This is a genomic window from Pseudalkalibacillus hwajinpoensis (genome assembly GCF_039851965.1).
Taxonomy (GTDB): domain Bacteria; phylum Bacillota; class Bacilli; order Bacillales; family Guptibacillaceae; genus Guptibacillus; species Guptibacillus hwajinpoensis_E.
In genome coordinates this window covers 1471725-1487272 of sequence record NZ_CP156674.1, presented here as the reverse complement: position 1 = coordinate 1487272, position 15548 = coordinate 1471725, and the positions used below count along the sequence as shown (strand labels likewise).

The window sequence follows — 15548 nt, the reverse complement described above, 5'->3', positions numbered from 1 at the left end:
TTTGAGGTATTAACTCTTTGCCACACGAGAAACAAAATTGATCGTTTTTATTTCTTTTTTTTCCACAATGTGGACAATACATTCTTTCTCCACCTGCTTTCAATCTCACTTACTCTCTATATATTGACACAAATACGTTAAGAGGGAAATATCTTTTCAAGGGTTTTTATGAATTGACATATAAAGCAATTTTCCGGCAAATTCATTTGTAAATTCCTATAAAATAGTGTAAGTACAAGCTTCACTTCTTTCTTAAGTGAAAGTAAAGCTGGTAGAAGTTCCTTTATATGATTCAAAAGACTTATTTATTGATGGAGGAGGATAAAAAGAGTTAATAGACCTGGGTAAAAAGGCTTTCATGTGGGTCAGATGGGACTGTTATGCCGTTTGGCCCGTGCTTGATGTCCCTGTTCACTACCTGGGGCCTTTGATAAGATGTATCCAAGACCCCCTTTCAAATATTCCGTTACCAGGAAGACCGGCAAATTGCCGGTCCTTTTTTTATTGGCTCTCTTAATGAACGGTGTTGATATTTGGCTCGTATGGGACATGAGAGGAAGAAGGAACCAAATATAGTGGCTTCAACTAACAGAGCCTTTTTATTTGGACTATCGGAAAAAAATATTCTTGTTTTTGAAACTTTCAAGCTGGTATGCTCGTCTTACTATTTGAAAACCCTTATTCCCTTAGATGCAGCTGCTCTGGTATCCTCCAGAGGGCTGCTTTTTTTTTGCATTTAATAAGGCCACTTTATTGCATGAGATTGCGTCAGATGATATAATAACTAACGAACGGTAGGCAGAAGCCTGCTTTTATTTTTTTGTATTACCTAACGATTGGTAGGGGAGTGGTGCATTTGGATACCCAGGAAAGAATTAAAGAAACAGCCCTTACATTATTTGCTCGTAATGGATTTGAAGGGACCTCCCTTTCAGATATTGCTTCAGGTGTTGGAATAAAAAAACCTTCTTTGTATGCTCATTTTAAAAATAAAGAAGATCTATTCTTAAGCGTTATCCATAAAGTTACAGTGGATTACAATGCTTTTTTTGAACAAACAGCAGTTAAGGTGGCTGATATGCAACCTGAGGAGCAGCTTTATAGACTTCTTCTCAAAAATACGGAGTATTTACGCAATGATGAGATGGGTCTTATTTTTAAGCGAATGATGCTTTTTCCGCCCGAAACATTAAGAAGCGATCTCCATAGCATGTTTGAAAAAACAGAGGACGTGATGAGAAGTGTCATTAAATCGATTCTCGTTCAAATGGTAGGAAATACAGAGTGGGAGCGCATTTTTGATGCGTATTTATGTTTACTCGATGGTGTATTTGAGCAAGTATTCTATTATTCTCCTGATGAACATCAGAAGCGATTAGAAAACTCCTGGACGTTATTTATAGGAGGCGTACACAGTAGAATGGAGGGGAAATAGGATGGCATGGTTTTATCTAGTAATCGGTGGATTGATGGAAGTACTATGGGCGATTGGCTTGAAATATTCTGAAGGTTTTACACAGCCATTAATCAGTACATTGACGATTATGGGGATCGCCACAAGTTTTTACTTTTTTGCAAAGGCATTAAAGTACTTGCCAGTAGGGACGGCATACGCTATTTTTACTGGTCTTGGGGCTGCGGGAACGGCTGTTATCGGGATGATGTTCTTGAATGAATCAGTCAGTCTCATTAAAATGTTTTTTATTTTCTTATTGATTGCTTCCATTGTTGGATTGAAATTAAATTCGAGAGAAGCATAAGGAGGGGTTGTTAATGGCATGGATTGCATTATTGATTGCTGGTCTTAGTGAAGTCGGTGGAGTGATTAGTTTAAAGCTATCGGAAGGTTTCACTAAGCTTAAGCCTTCCATTTTCACAATCATATTTGGGGGCATGAGTTTCTATATGCTTTCGATTTCACTAAAAGCACTACCAGTTGGAACCGCTTATGCGATCTGGACTGGAATTGGCTCTGCCGGAAGTGTTCTTATTGGAATGTACTTTTTCAAGGAGCCGAAAAACCGCCTCCAGCTCGTCCTCATATCATGTGTTGTCATTTCTGTGATTGGTCTTCGTGTGGCAGAGGGTTGATTTTATCAGACCATTCAGATAAAATAATATTACTAAATCAAGGAGGTGAGGAAGAGATGTCAAACGCTTTTGTTCGTACGGAGTTTATGGATTATGTTTCGATTTGCCGTGCGATTTTTCATGATGAAGCCGCTATAGGGACAGGTGTGCCCAATTTTAGCAACTTCATATGAAAGAAAGCGTAAGGCTCTCTTACCCTGCTTCAGGCGGATTAAATATGGTATTTAGGAGAGTGGCATTTGTGTCGCTCTCCTTTTTTATAAAAGCATTGCCAGATGTAGCCACAGGTGAGGTGTACCCTTATCTGTGGCTTTTTTTATGCAATTTTTTCTCATCCATAAGGCAGTAAAAAATGTAAGGTAATCAATACATTTAGTATACATTTAGTTTGGGGGCAACTGCCTCTAAAGGTCCGATTGGTTCAACTAACCATAAGAGGGGAGCAGCAACCCTCTTATGGAAGTTTCAATCTATTGAGAGGATGGATTTATAATGATGATTTGTTCGGCACAATCAATTTGTAAAATGCTTGGTGGAAATAGTATTTTTGAAAATATTTCATTTGAAGTACCAGAAAAAGATCGGGTAGGCATTGTTGGAAGAAATGGAAGTGGGAAGACGACGCTTTTTAAGCTGCTATCGGGTATTGAAAGCACGGATGAAGGCGACATTCATTTTAAAAAAGGAACGAAAATTGGCTACCTGGCTCAGATTCCATATTTTCCAGGATGTTCTGTAAAGACAGTGTTGAGGGAAGCTTTCAAAGAGCTTGAAGATATGGGGGAAAGAATGCATGAATTAGAAAGTAAAATGGCTAATGGAGATGAAAGTAACCAAATGATGAAAGAATACGGGCAGTTACTTGATGAATTCACGAGAAGAGGAGGGTACGAAAGAGAGGCGGCAATACAACAGGTTGCTAATGGCCTTGGAATTCAACACCTTCTTGAATCGCCTTTTGAGCAATTAAGTGGTGGCGAGAAGACAAAGGTTAGCCTTGGACTTTTGCTGTTACAAGAGCCCGAGTTGCTTTTGCTGGATGAACCAACCAATCATCTGGATATTGAAGCTGTAGAATGGTTAGAAGGATTTATAAATCACTATCGTGGGACAGTGCTCATCATCTCACACGACCGCTATTTTCTTGATGAAGTGGTAACAAAAATCATGGATCTGGAAGACGGTGAGCTCACCATTTATCACGGCTCTTACAGTGAGTTTGTTACACAGAAAGAAGAAATGCTTCTAACTGAATTTGCTGCTTATCAAGAACAGCAAAAGAAAATAAGGAAAATGAAAGAAGCGATCAAACGCCTAAGGGAGTGGGCAAATCAGGCGAGCCCTCCAAATGCAGCGCTGCATAAGCGTGCACGCAATATGGAGCGGGCATTAGAACGTATGAACAAAATCAAAAAACCTACTCTGGATCGAAAAAAGATGGGTCTTGAATTTGATATGGCTGATCGAAGTGGAAAAGATGTAGTAACGTTCGAAAATGTAGGTGTCGGATATGGTGAGAAACAGCTCCTCACTCAGGTGAACTGGCACGTTCGCTACAAGGAAAGAGTGGCGGTGGTAGGAAAGAATGGAAGTGGAAAAACCACTTTGCTGAAAGTTCTCCTTGGACAGCTTCAGCCTGTTCAAGGAAAAGTAACCACTGGTGGAAGCGTGAAAATCGGGTACCTCTCACAACATGTGCTGGAGGATCGCGGTGAGGAGCGTGTACTTGATTTGTATCGTGAAACTGCGAAAGTAACGGAAGGGGATGCAAGACATGAGCTTGCGCGATTTTTATTCTATGGATATCAGGTTTTTTCTAAAATCTCTTCCTTAAGCGGTGGCGAAAAGATGCGTCTCAGACTTGCGCAACTTATGAGTAAAGATATTAATTTATTAGTTCTTGATGAGCCAACCAATCATCTGGATATTGATTCGAGAGAGGTGTTGGAAGACGCACTGGAAAGGTTCCCGGGTACCATTATCTGTGTTTCTCACGATCGCTATTTATTGAATAAATGTTTTCCTGTCACGTACTGGCTTGAAGAAGGACGCCTTCATCATTACATTCTTTCATATAGCGATGCTAGAGAGAAACATAGGGAAGCTGTGAAGATGATTGAAGCGAGTGAAGAAGTACATCAAAATGTACATTCGAAGAGTGTAAGTAGGATAGAAACAACGGTTGAATCGATTGAGGATAAAGTAGATAAGCTTGAACAAGACTTATTTCAGATCGAAAGAAAATTGGAGCAATTAAGTGACAGTGACCATGAGAAATTAGTAGAACTTTACGAGAAAAAGCAAATTCTTGAACAAAGACGCGAAGAACTATACAACAAATTAATGGGGGAAGAAAGATGACAGAGAAGAAAGTAATTGACACTGTATGTATGCCACACACGGTTGATAGTCTTGTAACAGATTTTCGAGAACTGGGTGTGAAGAATGGGATGACCTTGCTTGTTCATTCCTCATTAAGCTCGCTCGGCTGGGTGTGCGGAGGAGCAGAAGCTGTGATTAAGGCGCTGATGAAGGTTGTTGGAGAAGATGGAACTATCGTGATGCCTGCACAATCGGCTAGTAATTCAGATCCTGCAGGTTGGATGAACCCACCTGTTCCAGAGTCCTGGTGGCCAATCATTCGTGACCAAATGCCTGCGTACTGTAAAGCAACAACGCCCACACGGGGAATGGGGGCAATTGTTGAACAGTTTAGACATTTTCCCGGTGTTAAAAGGAGTGATCACCCGGTTTACTCTTTTGCCGCATGGGGGAAAGATAAAGAGGTTATTTTAGAAAATCAGCCTCTTGAAAGCGGGTTTGGAGAACAATCCCCCCTTGCTAAAATATATGAATTAGATGGGGAAATTCTTATGATTGGTGTTGGTCATGATAGTAATACATCTCTTCATTATGCTGAGAATGCGAGATGTAAGAATCAACCGGTAACCAAATCAGCTGCAATTTCGGAAAACGGTCAGCGAGTCTGGAAAACGTTTCAGGAAATTGATTATGATTCTGATTGTTTTGAGACGATCGGCTATCATTTTGAGCAATCTGAAAGCTTTCGTATGATGAAAATTGGCAACGCAACCTGCAAGTTAATCGGTCAAAGAGCAATGGTTAACTTTGGGAGGGACTGGTTTGAAAAGCGATAGGGGAATAGATTTCGGGGATGTTTTCTCTCATAACATTTAGGCTAACTTTCTTTTTGAAAATATTTTTGTTCACTTGTTCATCTTAAGCAGGAATAGAGAAAGAGATAAAGAAGATATTCAAAATGATAAAATCCTTCAAAAGACCCGGAAAACTTAGAATCAAAGCTTTTAAGGAGGTACTATGACTTATAAAAATATTAATTCAATACTTACAAGTGCAGACCCACCTCCTGAGAAAGATTCTAGGGCTATGAGGGGTATGCTTTCTGATTTAGTGAGGTATTATGAAGATTCCACAACTTCCATTTTCGTACAAAAGGATGGCAAGTGGATTTATTTAAATGCTTCTGCTCTTAAACTACTTGGTTACGAAAATCTCGCCGACATAAAGGGTACGTCTATTTGGGAGGTTATTGATCCAGCTGATCATGACACAGTGAAAAAACGTATTCAGTCTTCTATAAATGGCGTTAACCCTGGTGTGTTGGAACAGAAATGGTTGAGGCAGGATGGGGAAATCATTACTGTTGAGGTCACAGCTATTCCAGTTGCAAATCAAATGGGACAAACGACCGGTATTGTCAAGAAGGTAGAGGATTCCTCCCGTCAAATCAAGGAAACAATTGAACATTATAAACTGATTACTGATAATATGAATGAAATCGTAAGCTTGCTTGATCATAGAGGCAACTTAATCTATATTTCTCCTTCGTATCGGGACTTTTCTAAAGATGGTATTCATAATGAGATTGGTAAAAGCTCGATTAAGTATGTGCACAAAGATGATAAAGCGTTTGTGAAAAGGGAATTCTTGAAGCTTCTTAAATATAAAAAGCCAATTACAATCCAATATCGATTGAGGAAAATTGATGGTACGTATCGATTTTTTGAATCTCAAGGGACTTGCATTCCCAATGGAGAGGATTGCCAATTCGTGGTGGTATCCCGAGATGTAACGGAAAGAAATATCGCTGAAACGAGACTGCGAGTAAGCGAACAGAAACATAGGGCGATTCTAGAACACAGTAGTGATTTGATTTGTATGATGAATCAGGATGGAATAGTCGTTTATGCTTCTTCCTCCTACAAGTCTCTTTTAGGATATGAACAGGAGGAGGTAGTTGGAAAGGATATTCTTACATTCATTCACCCTGAGGATAATGAGAAATGTCAAAAAACGATCATGAAACTAACTGAAACGAAACAACCGGTGACAACCGTCTATCGAAAAATTCATCATTCTGGTCAGGTTAATCAGTTTGTCTTCATTTCAAGGGATATCACTGAAAAAATAAAGCTTGAACAGTACAGAGAGAACATTGAGAAGCTCTCACTCATTGGCGATGTAGCAGCAGGATTTGCTCATGAAATTCGCAACCCGCTGACTTCCATTAAAGGCTTTATCAACTTATTAGCAAAGGAATCCTCTTGTAATGAGGAGCACTATCATAGAATCATTGATCAGGAATTAGAGAAAATTGAAGAAGTCATTAATGGCTTTATTTCTCTTGCAAAGCCAGAAGCAGTTGAAATTGCTGACGTCAGTTTACTTAAACTTATAAAGAATGCTATATCTGTCCTAACGCCACAGGCCTCTTCAAAAAATATTCGAATTAATATTAACAGCCAGCTTAAAACCATTGTCATTCAATGTAAAAAGAATCAAATGAAACAGGTGTTTATTAATATTTTAAAAAATGCGGTTGAAGCCATTGAAAAAGATGGACAAATTAATATTACTCTTGAAGAAATAGACGATGAGATTTGTGTCATCATTCATGATAATGGAGTGGGTATAGAAGAAGAGCGACTAGAGCGGATTGGGGTCCCATTTTATACAAATAAAGAAAAAGGGATCGGACTTGGTATGACGGTTAGTAATAAAATAATCACAGAGCATAAAGGACGACTGGAATTGAACAGTAAACCAGGAAAAGGAACGAGAGTTGTCATTCATTTACCTAAAGCGCCTTTTCTAATATAAGCCGTTTTAACCCCTTTTTGCTATTCAGCGGTAAGGGGTTAAATCGGTGTGCTGATGATAAGATAAACCTATGTCTGATGAATGAAATGAGGAATTGAGAGGCAGATACAATTGGAGTGGATGCGGGTGGCACTTTAATTAAAGCTGCTGCGAAATGAAGAGAGTTTTGCCTGTCTAATCGGTATGATATCAGAAGTGGTAGTTATGATAGCTATTCTTTTCGCGAGAAACAAAAAACATGTGTTTATTGACTCAATCATTCAATCAAATGTCTTAATTAAAAGGCAAATAAAGCATTTTGAAACACTGTTTGGCGTTACCGTTTATTTCCTTTAAGACGGGCAATATAGTGGAGCTATTGGGGCATTAGTATCAGAACAATAATGAAGGAGTGATTTTTCCATTCAAGGAATTCTCCTTTTTAAGGGAATGATAAAGAATGGATGATGGAAGATGTCATGGATTAAACCAGCCAAACAATCGGATTTAAAGAATATGCGGATCTATAATGATCTTGAACAGCCTGTACCTGTATTTAATCGTCTTATCGCAAGAAGCCCAGAAATTTTCACTGCATTTATGCCATTAGCTTCTGCTGTTAAAGCGGGGGTATTAAATGAGTTTGAAACAGAAGCAGTGGTCGTATTTGTTTCGAAACTGAACGGATGCAACTTCTGTTATAACATGGTGCGCTGCTTAAAGAGATCAGTGGAAATAATACGGTTCTTGAAGAACTTGAACGGTATAAGGGCTCGGATATTTTTGAGCAACATATGAAAGATATTTTGAGTTACGCTGAGAAACTTGTGAAGAGTCCTGCAGAGCTTAGTAAAGAAGATGTCCAGAAGTTGAGGGACAATGGATACACTGAAAAAGAGATCGTTGACATTAACCAATTAATCGCCTACACCTCTTATACGAATCAGATTTCGATTGGACTTGGATTATAGGAGTGATGAGGCAGAGCTTGAGAATACGTAAAAAAGGAGCCCTAAGCATCAAAAAAGGCTCCTTTTTTACATAATTTAATTAAACTTATTTTTTCTTGTAGTAATCGAGTACCCCCTGGTAGATCCTTCAGCGAGTTCTTCTCGATAAGGTTGCGTTAGTAATAGCTTATATTCTTCATTGTTCGTTAAGAAGCCTACTTCAACAAGAACACTTGCCATTTTGGACTCTCGAATCACTGAGAAGCTTTGATTCTTAACCCCGCGATTGCTTGCTTCGGTTACTTCAATCAAACGTTTCTGGATGCTTTCTGCTAGAGCTTTACTCTCTGCAGAGCTGTATTTGTCATACCAGTATGTTTCAATTCCGTGTGCTGCTTCGCTTGCTGCATTTGTATGCACACTAATAAATGCGTCTGCGTTCAAGCTATTTGCAATGTTTGATCTCTCTCTAAGTTCAAGGAATGTATCATCCCTACGTGTCATGACAACATTAGCCCCAGCTGATTTTAACTTCTTCTTAAGATAAAGAGCTACATCAAGGTTAATATCTTTTTCAAGAAGACTACCATTACTTGCACCTGGATCATGGTCGCCATGGCCAGCGTCTACTACGATGGTAATATCATTTAATAGATTATTGTTTTTCATGATTAAGTATGCGCTGTGTACGTAAGCTGTTTGACCATTGTACTTGATTTTAGCCCAATCACCTACGTATCCATAAATAGCTACTTCCGTGTTGCGTAGAAGAGCACCGATCTTTCTACCGCCTATTTCAGGTGAAGTACGTACATTCAGGCTGGATGCTGTTACGATACCAGTCTCAAGAATCACTTCTTCTACAGGCTTTTTTATATCATAGGAATTAACGATTTTCGAAGGTAGTGCACTTTCTCCCCCTAAGACCATTAATGATGAAGCATGTTGTGACAGATAAGATTCGACATTTGCAATCACACTTGTATGATGAGACAGGACTACCGGTGCATTAAATTTTTCAGAAAGGGCAGAGGCAGCGACTGCGTCTGGATAGTCTTCGATGTCGACCTGTGTAGAAGTTCCTCTAGCAATAACAAAAGAAGAACTTGATGTGAAGAATGCTTCATTAACTGCAATGTTTGTCTCAAAACGGTTGTCACCAGAAAGGCGAACAATTTTCTTGCCCTGCTGTTCGAGTTTTACTTTTAAATCGTTTGAAAGGACACTTTCTCCGCCAATTAAATAAACCGTTTTAATACTTGCAGGAAGAGAAGGTGCTTTCGTAGCAGTTGATAAATAAATTGGGTAATTTTTAATTGCTGCAACGCTTGAAGCAGAAAGTGAATCTGCTACCTTGTTTCCATTTACAACGATGGCAGTAGAAGATTGATCAAGCCCTGCGGCTTTATTAATTGCTTCTGCAGTCGTATAGCGATTTGAGCCAGCTACTCTTGCAACGGTAAAATTTTTCTTGAGTTCATTTTCAATTCCCTGGCTAATTGCAGTTGTACCACCAAGAATATACACCTTTTTAGCACCCAGACGCTTAAGCTCGTTTAATACTCTTCCATCGAGGGTATAAGGGTCTGTAAGCAGCACTGGTGCCTGTTTGATGCCTACAAGTCCTGAACTTGCTAACGCATCAAATGGCATATCAGCACGAGTTAATACAACTGCCTTTTCAGCTGTTGTTAGTGCTCCGGGTGATACTTTTTTAGAAATTTCTAGCGCTGTTCCAATGCGATCGTCACCACTTAGTCGCTCCACCTGACTACTTGCTTCGGGTTCTCCTGAAAAACCAATTGCTGTAATGAATATAATAATGCCAAAATAAAACTAATAGATTTCTTTTGCACGCTATTTCCCCCAGATTTCAATTTCTATTTCCGTATGTAAGAGTGACAGTCGATGATTCCGCTAGAATATGAAACTGAACTTCTTTCTAACGTAGTAGCGAAAAATATTACTTAACTATTTCTAATATCGGTATCGAATTTTGTGCTTTAAAGGGTCCTTTTGTACTAAAAAGTAGAAAAAGGGGAAAACTTTAGGCCTGTTTTTAATATCCACTATATTGACAGCGCTTTCTTCATTCTCTAGAATGGAATTAATTGATACTGAAGGGAATGGTTAAGGAGCGATGAAAAACTAATCTTATTTTTCTAGGTCAACTTTCAAATAGCGAAATTGATTTTTGGAGAATAGGATTAGTCTGTCCTTCACCATTCGAGTTAGCTTTAAGCATTTATATTTGCTGTCTTAAGCTAGCTTCGTATGAGATTCGGAATGACGTGCCTCTCCATTGAATTGGGGAGGCTTTTTTTATTCTTCTCTAAACAGATGAGGAGGAAGTATATGAACGTAATTTCAATTAGAAACGTTATACATGGTTTTGAAGAACGAGTACTGTTTAATGGCATTACAGTTGATATTCATCACGCAGAGAAAATCGGAATTGTTGGAGCGAATGGTGCAGGGAAAACAACGCTCGCAAAAATGCTGGTCGGTGAGGTGAAGCCTAATAGAGGACAGATTGAAGTAGAAGGTGAAGTCGGCTATTTACGGCAATCGATTGAACAAGGAATGAATCAATCGTTTCTAGGAGATCAATCACTTTTAATGAAGGGGCAGAAAGAGCTTGGAGTTGCATATGTCCGTAACGAAATAGACTCCGAACGTTTAAGTGGAGGTGAGAGGTTAAAACTTTCGCTTGCTCAGGTTTTTGCATCTCATCCAGAAATCCTTATTCTTGATGAGCCAACAAATCACTTGGATTTAAAAGGAGTTCAGTGGCTAATTCGTGAGCTTGAACATTTTAAGGGTACTGTTCTAATTATTTCGCATGATCGTTATTTTCTGGATCAGACCATTAACCGCATTCTGGAAATTGAGAATGGTAAGGTAAATAAGTACGCTGGAAATTATACAGACTATCGTTATGAGAAGAAACAAAGGTATGAAGCACAATTGCATCAGTATCACATCCAACAAAAAGAGAAACAGCGAATTGAGGACCAGCTTACTGGACTGGCGAATTGGTCTGAAAAAGCACATCAACAATCGACAAATCAAGAAGGCTACAAAGAATTTTATCGCAAGAAGGCAAAGAAAATGGATAGCCAGGTAAAGTCAAAGCGGAAGCGGCTTGAGAAAGAGCTTGAGAAGAAACGGATCGACCAACCTGAGGCAGAGAAGAAAGTCCATTTTCAATTTCAAGCAGATGGGTCACATGGAAAGAGAGCCATTGAAGCAAATGATGCAGGAAAGCGATATGGAGAAAGATGGTTGTTTAAAGAAAGCTCTTTCTATATTAAATATGGAGATCGAATTGGGATAATTGGTGAGAACGGTTGTGGTAAGACGACATTACTCAGGGTTCTTTTAGGTGAAGAGATGATGACGGAGGGCAGGCTCTGGAAGAGTTCTTCGCTAAAGGTAGGTTACCTGTCCCAGGATGTTGGTGATCTTCCAATAGAACAATCAGCGCTCGAGGCCCTTGAACTACAAACACGTGATGAGGTCTATCAGGCGAGATCGATCCTTAGTTCAATGGGCGTTGAGCGTTCGCGCATGAATGTTCCAATTCTATCTCTGAGTCTAGGAGAACGTACAAAGGTTAAGATGACAAGGATTTTATTAAAGCAATATGATGTGCTTGTGCTTGATGAACCGACGAATCATCTTGATTTGCCTTCTCGGGAACAGCTTGAGGAAACGCTCAAGGGATTTATCGGGACATTACTAGTTGTTTCGCATGACTATTACTTTGTGGATAAAATTTGTGATCACCTTCTCGTATTTGAGAATGGTAGATTAAAGCGAATTGAGATGGGGCTTTCCGAATATCAAGCACGAGAAAAAAGCCCTTCTGGTTCTTCTCAAAATACAAGAGAACAGAAGATGCTGCTTGAAAATGAAATTTCAGCTCTAATAAGTGAAATTAGCTTATTGCCTCCAGGGAATTTACTAATCAGGCAACTTGATGAACAGTTGAAGGAATTATATAAAAAGAAAAATCGAATCTAAACATCTTCCGCTGCAAAAAATCGTTCAACAGAATACAAATCAGCTTTAGGATGATTTCGGAGGAGGTAGAAGCCTTCTCGCTGAGCTTCTTCAAAATTATCGAATTCATCCTCAGAACGGAAGATCGCTCTACGTTTCTCATTATAAAGCGTAATTGAATAGTATTCTTTTATTTCCATCGTTTCTCGCTCCTCTTATCATTGTTTTTACTAGTTTTATTCAAATCTCTCATTGTTTATACTAGTAAAATAGTAAAAAAGGATATTTTTATATTCAGGGTTATACTATAGAGAGCTAAATGGTAAGGGATAGGAGGTTAGTGATGGGACTGGTTGGAGTAACCAAAGAAATCACGCGTCACCCTGTTAAATCAATGACAGGAGAGAAAGTGAATCAAACGCAGGTGATGAAATATGGATTATACGGTGATCGAAGTCATGCCCTTTTAGAAGAATCAGGCTCTTTCCTTACAATTACTCAGTTTGCTCAGCTCGTTCAATATCGAGCGTCTTTCAGTGGTGTGGAGTCATTGGAAGCTTATCCTGAACCAGTTATTGTCACACCCGCTGGTCAAACCTACAGGTGGTTAGATTATGATTGGTTAAATGAAATCGAAAAGAAGTTGCTGAAACAGCTAACGAGGAAGTCCTATCGCCCTGAACATGTCCCAATAGGTCCTATTGAAGATGAACATCTGTTAATTGTAACGGATGCATCGCTTCAATCCTTATCAACTTCCTGGGGAAAGCATGCGAGTGCTCGCCGCTTTCGACCTAATTTGGAAATAAGCCTACTGGATAAAACCCCATTTATCGAGTCGGAATGGAAGGGGAAATACTTGCGGATTGGGGAGGAAGTGATTATAGAAGTTGTAAAGCCCTGTGAACGCTGCATGATAGTGACGGTAGATCCAGAGAATGGAACGCGACAACCAGATTTGTTGAAAAAGCTAGTAAAAGAGTATCGTAATGAATTTGGGATGTATGCGCGAGTGATCCGGACAGGGAAAATCAATACTGGAGATGGTGTTTATTTAATCGAAAATGGATATCCCTCTACAGGAAGCAGAATGTACTCTCGGTGAAAAGAATTTAAAAGAATTTCGAAATAGACGTTAGAAAGTTCCTATTAGAGGGAACGAGGATGAGTGGAGCCCCGTCCTTGGATGGGGTGCTCTGTTTTCCACACAGGAGGGATCCCATCCAGGGGGTGGGGTCCCATTTTTGTGCAAAAAAAACCCTACCTTACTCAAATCATATCAAAAGAAATGACATGTGATGTCAGAAAATTCTGTGGTAAACTATTGAAGGTACATAATGGATCATAAGGGGGAAGCTGATGAGTACATTTTATGTAGAAAAATTTGATTTTAAAAATCCAGCTGAATTAGAAGAAGAGTTTAAAACGCTTTTACATCAGTCAATCAATTCTGCTGATGAACTTGAGAAGTGGCTGCTTAGTCTCTCTGACTTGATGGATGGGATCGCAGAAGGTCTTCATGGACATTATATTGATTTCCAATGTCATAGTAATAGCGAAGAAGCGAAGAAAACAATTGAGCATGATCAGGAGTATATTGAGCCACTGCTTAAACGATACGAAGGACTTTTTGATAAGAAATTTCAAGAATCACCGTATCGGCCACATCTTAATCCGGAGTATTACAAGCAGTTTCTGCTAAGTAAAGAGAACGCTATCGAACTGTTTAATGAACAGAATATCGATTTAGAAGTAGAAGAAGATCGTTTAGTAAATCGTTATTTTGAGCATACAGGATCACTTTCTTTTAAGTGGGACGGCGAAGAGAAAACACTTAGTGAAATGTTCTTGTTGATGCAGAATGGGAACCGCGGCATTCGTAAAGGCGCAATGGAAGAAATATTCCGCACGCTTTTAACGAAGAAAAATGATCTGCAATCCATTATGGATCAGCTGTTACAAATTCGAAAGCGGAAAGCGGAGAATGTTGGTCTTGATAATTACAGAGATTACATGTTTAAGAAATATGAGCGTTTTGATTATACACCGGATGACTGTAAAGCCCTTGCTGAGGCTGTTCGGAAACACGTTGTTCCGTTAAAAGAAAAGCTTCAAAGGAAGCATCAAGGCGAGCTTGGTCTTTCAGAATATAAGCCGTGGGATACAAGAGCAGTACCTAAAGATAGGCAACCGCTTCGACCATTTAATAAAATCGATGAACTGATCAAAGGAACGTCAGATATCTTCGATCAATTGTCTCCTCGATTCTCCTACCTTTTAAATGACATGAACGAGAGAGGTGCACTTGATCTTGAGAGTCGAAAAGGGAAAGCGCAGGGTGGCTTTTGTGAGTACCTTCCTGTATCAGAGCTTTCTTTTATCTTTATGAACAGTACGAAATCACAGGATGATTTTATTACACTTCTTCACGAGATGGGGCATTGCATTCATAATGATTTTAAGCGAAATCAAATGCTTTTTGCTTACCAGGACACCCCAATGGAATCAGCAGAACTCGCGAGTATGACGATGGAACTGCTTACAATGGATTATTGGAACCTGATGTATAGGGATGAAAAGGATTTACTACGAGCGAAGAAAGATCAGCTCGAGGGAATAATCCTCTTTTTGCCAAACGGAATTGTCGTCGATCAGTTCCAGCATTGGATGTACGAAAATCCGAATCATACTAGTGAAGAGCGTAGCAAGAAATATATGGAGCTTTCACAAATGTACGATTCCTCTTTCGTTGATTGGACTGGACAGGAAGAGTGGATTCAAAATAACTGGCAGTTGATTCTTCATATTTTTGAAGTGCCATTTTATTATATTGAATATGTGATCGCTCAGCTTGGAGCAATACAGATGTATCGCAAGTACCGCGAAAATCCAGAAATGGCACTTGCCAATTATAACCGCGCACTTTCGTTAGGAAGTTCTGTTTCCCTTACTAAAGTATATGAGGCAGCAGGTATTCATTTCGATTTCTCTGAAACAATGATCAAAGGCCTAATGGATTTCATTGAAGTAGAACTTGATGCATTACCAGCAGAATAAACAAACAAAAGCGTCCCTCTCAGCATGCTGAGAGGGCACTCCTTATTAATTGTTATCAATTGTCCATACATTGCAGCTTGGGCATTGTATGATTTCAAAACGATCTTTCTTTAACTCATTCATCCAATCCTCCCAGGAATTATGCTCAGGAGTAACTTCAAGAGTTTTAACGGTTTGAAGCTCGTCGCCATCACTGTTAGTACACGTGCATTCCACTATTGCGAGTTTCGATTCCTTGAAATCGCTCTCTGTCCGATCGACGGACCAGTTAATTAGCCGCTCATCTGTTGGTTTTCGTTCCCGATAATAACTATGGTTTAGCAT

At 39.3% G+C, this 15548-nt stretch carries 16 protein-coding genes and 1 pseudogene; 13 read left to right on the top strand and 4 right to left on the bottom strand.

Annotated elements, in window-relative coordinates; translation table 11 throughout:
- Positions 1-16: 16 nt before the first annotated feature.
- Positions 17-82 (bottom strand): annotated as a pseudogene (locus tag ABFG93_RS23060) (zinc-ribbon domain-containing protein); the annotation flags it as partial.
- 774 nt (positions 83-856) lie between these two features.
- On the opposite strand from ABFG93_RS23060, the gene ABFG93_RS07565 reads away from it, so the two are divergent.
- From ABFG93_RS07565 to ABFG93_RS07520, 10 genes are all read left to right on the top strand, one after another.
- Complete coding sequence (locus tag ABFG93_RS07565; protein ID WP_347551994.1) at positions 857-1435, top strand: TetR/AcrR family transcriptional regulator; 579 nt, start codon at positions 857-859, stop codon at positions 1433-1435.
- A gap of 1 nt (position 1436) precedes the next feature.
- A complete protein-coding gene (locus ABFG93_RS07560; protein WP_347551992.1) occupies positions 1437-1760 on the top strand; it encodes a DMT family transporter in 324 nt (107 codons plus the stop codon).
- Between the two features lie 13 nt (positions 1761-1773).
- Positions 1774-2091, top strand: a complete 318-nt coding sequence (locus ABFG93_RS07555) for a DMT family transporter (protein ID WP_347551990.1) — start codon at positions 1774-1776, stop codon at positions 2089-2091.
- 56 nt (positions 2092-2147) lie between these two features.
- Entirely contained in the window at positions 2148-2264 is a 117-nt protein-coding gene (locus ABFG93_RS07550; RefSeq protein ID WP_347551988.1) for an RAxF-45 family protein, read from the top strand.
- Positions 2265-2583: 319 nt separating this feature from the next.
- The gene (gene abc-f / locus ABFG93_RS07545; protein WP_347551986.1) at positions 2584-4452 is read left to right on the top strand and encodes a ribosomal protection-like ABC-F family protein; all 1869 of its coding nucleotides are present in this window, start codon (positions 2584-2586) and stop codon (positions 4450-4452) included.
- Positions 4449-5249 (top strand): aminoglycoside N(3)-acetyltransferase, encoded by an 801-nt coding sequence (locus ABFG93_RS07540; protein WP_347551984.1) that lies wholly within the window; start codon positions 4449-4451, stop codon positions 5247-5249. The genes abc-f (ABFG93_RS07545) and ABFG93_RS07540 overlap by 4 nt, the downstream gene beginning before the upstream one ends.
- A gap of 181 nt (positions 5250-5430) precedes the next feature.
- Entirely contained in the window at positions 5431-7233 is a 1803-nt protein-coding gene (locus ABFG93_RS07535) for a PAS domain S-box protein (protein WP_347551982.1), read from the top strand.
- A 204-nt stretch (positions 7234-7437) separates the two neighbouring features.
- Positions 7438-7569, top strand: coding sequence for a hypothetical protein (locus tag ABFG93_RS07530; RefSeq protein ID WP_347551980.1), 132 nt, complete (start codon positions 7438-7440; stop codon positions 7567-7569).
- Positions 7570-7686: 117 nt separating this feature from the next.
- Positions 7687-8010, top strand: coding sequence for a hypothetical protein (locus ABFG93_RS07525; protein ID WP_347551978.1), 324 nt, complete (start codon positions 7687-7689; stop codon positions 8008-8010).
- Positions 8007-8183 carry a hypothetical protein gene (locus tag ABFG93_RS07520; RefSeq protein WP_347551976.1) on the top strand — a complete coding sequence of 59 codons (177 nt, stop codon included), beginning with the start codon at positions 8007-8009 and terminating at the stop codon, positions 8181-8183. Before ABFG93_RS07525 ends, ABFG93_RS07520 begins: the two co-directional genes overlap by 4 nt.
- A gap of 75 nt (positions 8184-8258) precedes the next feature.
- Here the strand turns inward: ABFG93_RS07520 and ABFG93_RS07515 are convergent, their stop codons facing one another.
- Entirely contained in the window at positions 8259-9929 is a 1671-nt protein-coding gene (locus ABFG93_RS07515; protein WP_347551975.1) for an N-acetylmuramoyl-L-alanine amidase, read from the bottom strand.
- A 588-nt stretch (positions 9930-10517) separates the two neighbouring features.
- Here ABFG93_RS07515 and abc-f (ABFG93_RS07510) point away from each other — a divergent pair.
- Positions 10518-12188 (top strand): ribosomal protection-like ABC-F family protein, encoded by a 1671-nt coding sequence (gene abc-f, locus ABFG93_RS07510; protein WP_347551973.1) that lies wholly within the window; start codon positions 10518-10520, stop codon positions 12186-12188.
- On the opposite strand, the gene ABFG93_RS07505 is transcribed toward abc-f (ABFG93_RS07510), so the two are convergent.
- Positions 12185-12367: a hypothetical protein gene (locus tag ABFG93_RS07505; RefSeq protein WP_347551971.1), complete on the bottom strand. Its 183-nt coding sequence runs from the start codon at positions 12365-12367 to the stop codon at positions 12185-12187. The two genes, abc-f (ABFG93_RS07510) and ABFG93_RS07505, sit on opposite strands and share 4 nt — an antisense overlap.
- Before the next feature lie 143 nt (positions 12368-12510).
- Here ABFG93_RS07505 and ABFG93_RS07500 point away from each other — a divergent pair, with 143 nt between their 5' ends.
- Positions 12511-13272, top strand: coding sequence for an MOSC domain-containing protein (locus tag ABFG93_RS07500; RefSeq protein WP_347551969.1), 762 nt, complete (start codon positions 12511-12513; stop codon positions 13270-13272).
- A gap of 254 nt (positions 13273-13526) precedes the next feature.
- Positions 13527-15224 (top strand): M3 family oligoendopeptidase, encoded by a 1698-nt coding sequence (locus ABFG93_RS07495; protein ID WP_347551967.1) that lies wholly within the window; start codon positions 13527-13529, stop codon positions 15222-15224.
- A 45-nt stretch (positions 15225-15269) separates the two neighbouring features.
- Here the strand turns inward: ABFG93_RS07495 and ABFG93_RS07490 are convergent, their stop codons facing one another.
- On the bottom strand, positions 15270-15548 hold the full coding sequence (locus ABFG93_RS07490; protein WP_347551966.1) for a hypothetical protein: 279 nt from the start codon (positions 15546-15548) through the stop codon (positions 15270-15272).

Coding starts and splice junctions, on each gene's coding strand:
- abc-f (WP_347551973.1), top strand. CDS start 10,518: ATGAACGTAATTTCAATTAGAAACGTTATACATGGTTTTGAAGAACGA.
- ABFG93_RS07520 (WP_347551976.1), top strand. CDS start 8,007: ATGAAAGATATTTTGAGTTACGCTGAGAAACTTGTGAAGAGTCCTGCA.
- ABFG93_RS07505 (WP_347551971.1), bottom strand. CDS start 12,367: ATGGAAATAAAAGAATACTATTCAATTACGCTTTATAATGAGAAACGT.
- ABFG93_RS07550 (WP_347551988.1), top strand. CDS start 2,148: ATGTCAAACGCTTTTGTTCGTACGGAGTTTATGGATTATGTTTCGATT.
- ABFG93_RS07500 (WP_347551969.1), top strand. CDS start 12,511: ATGGGACTGGTTGGAGTAACCAAAGAAATCACGCGTCACCCTGTTAAA.
- ABFG93_RS07530 (WP_347551980.1), top strand. CDS start 7,438: ATGATAGCTATTCTTTTCGCGAGAAACAAAAAACATGTGTTTATTGAC.
- ABFG93_RS07560 (WP_347551992.1), top strand. CDS start 1,437: ATGGCATGGTTTTATCTAGTAATCGGTGGATTGATGGAAGTACTATGG.
- abc-f (WP_347551986.1), top strand. CDS start 2,584: ATGATGATTTGTTCGGCACAATCAATTTGTAAAATGCTTGGTGGAAAT.
- ABFG93_RS07535 (WP_347551982.1), top strand. CDS start 5,431: ATGACTTATAAAAATATTAATTCAATACTTACAAGTGCAGACCCACCT.
- ABFG93_RS07490 (WP_347551966.1), bottom strand. CDS start 15,548: ATGCTAAACCATAGTTATTATCGGGAACGAAAACCAACAGATGAGCGG.
- ABFG93_RS07540 (WP_347551984.1), top strand. CDS start 4,449: ATGACAGAGAAGAAAGTAATTGACACTGTATGTATGCCACACACGGTT.
- ABFG93_RS07525 (WP_347551978.1), top strand. CDS start 7,687: ATGTCATGGATTAAACCAGCCAAACAATCGGATTTAAAGAATATGCGG.
- ABFG93_RS07555 (WP_347551990.1), top strand. CDS start 1,774: ATGGCATGGATTGCATTATTGATTGCTGGTCTTAGTGAAGTCGGTGGA.
- ABFG93_RS07495 (WP_347551967.1), top strand. CDS start 13,527: ATGAGTACATTTTATGTAGAAAAATTTGATTTTAAAAATCCAGCTGAA.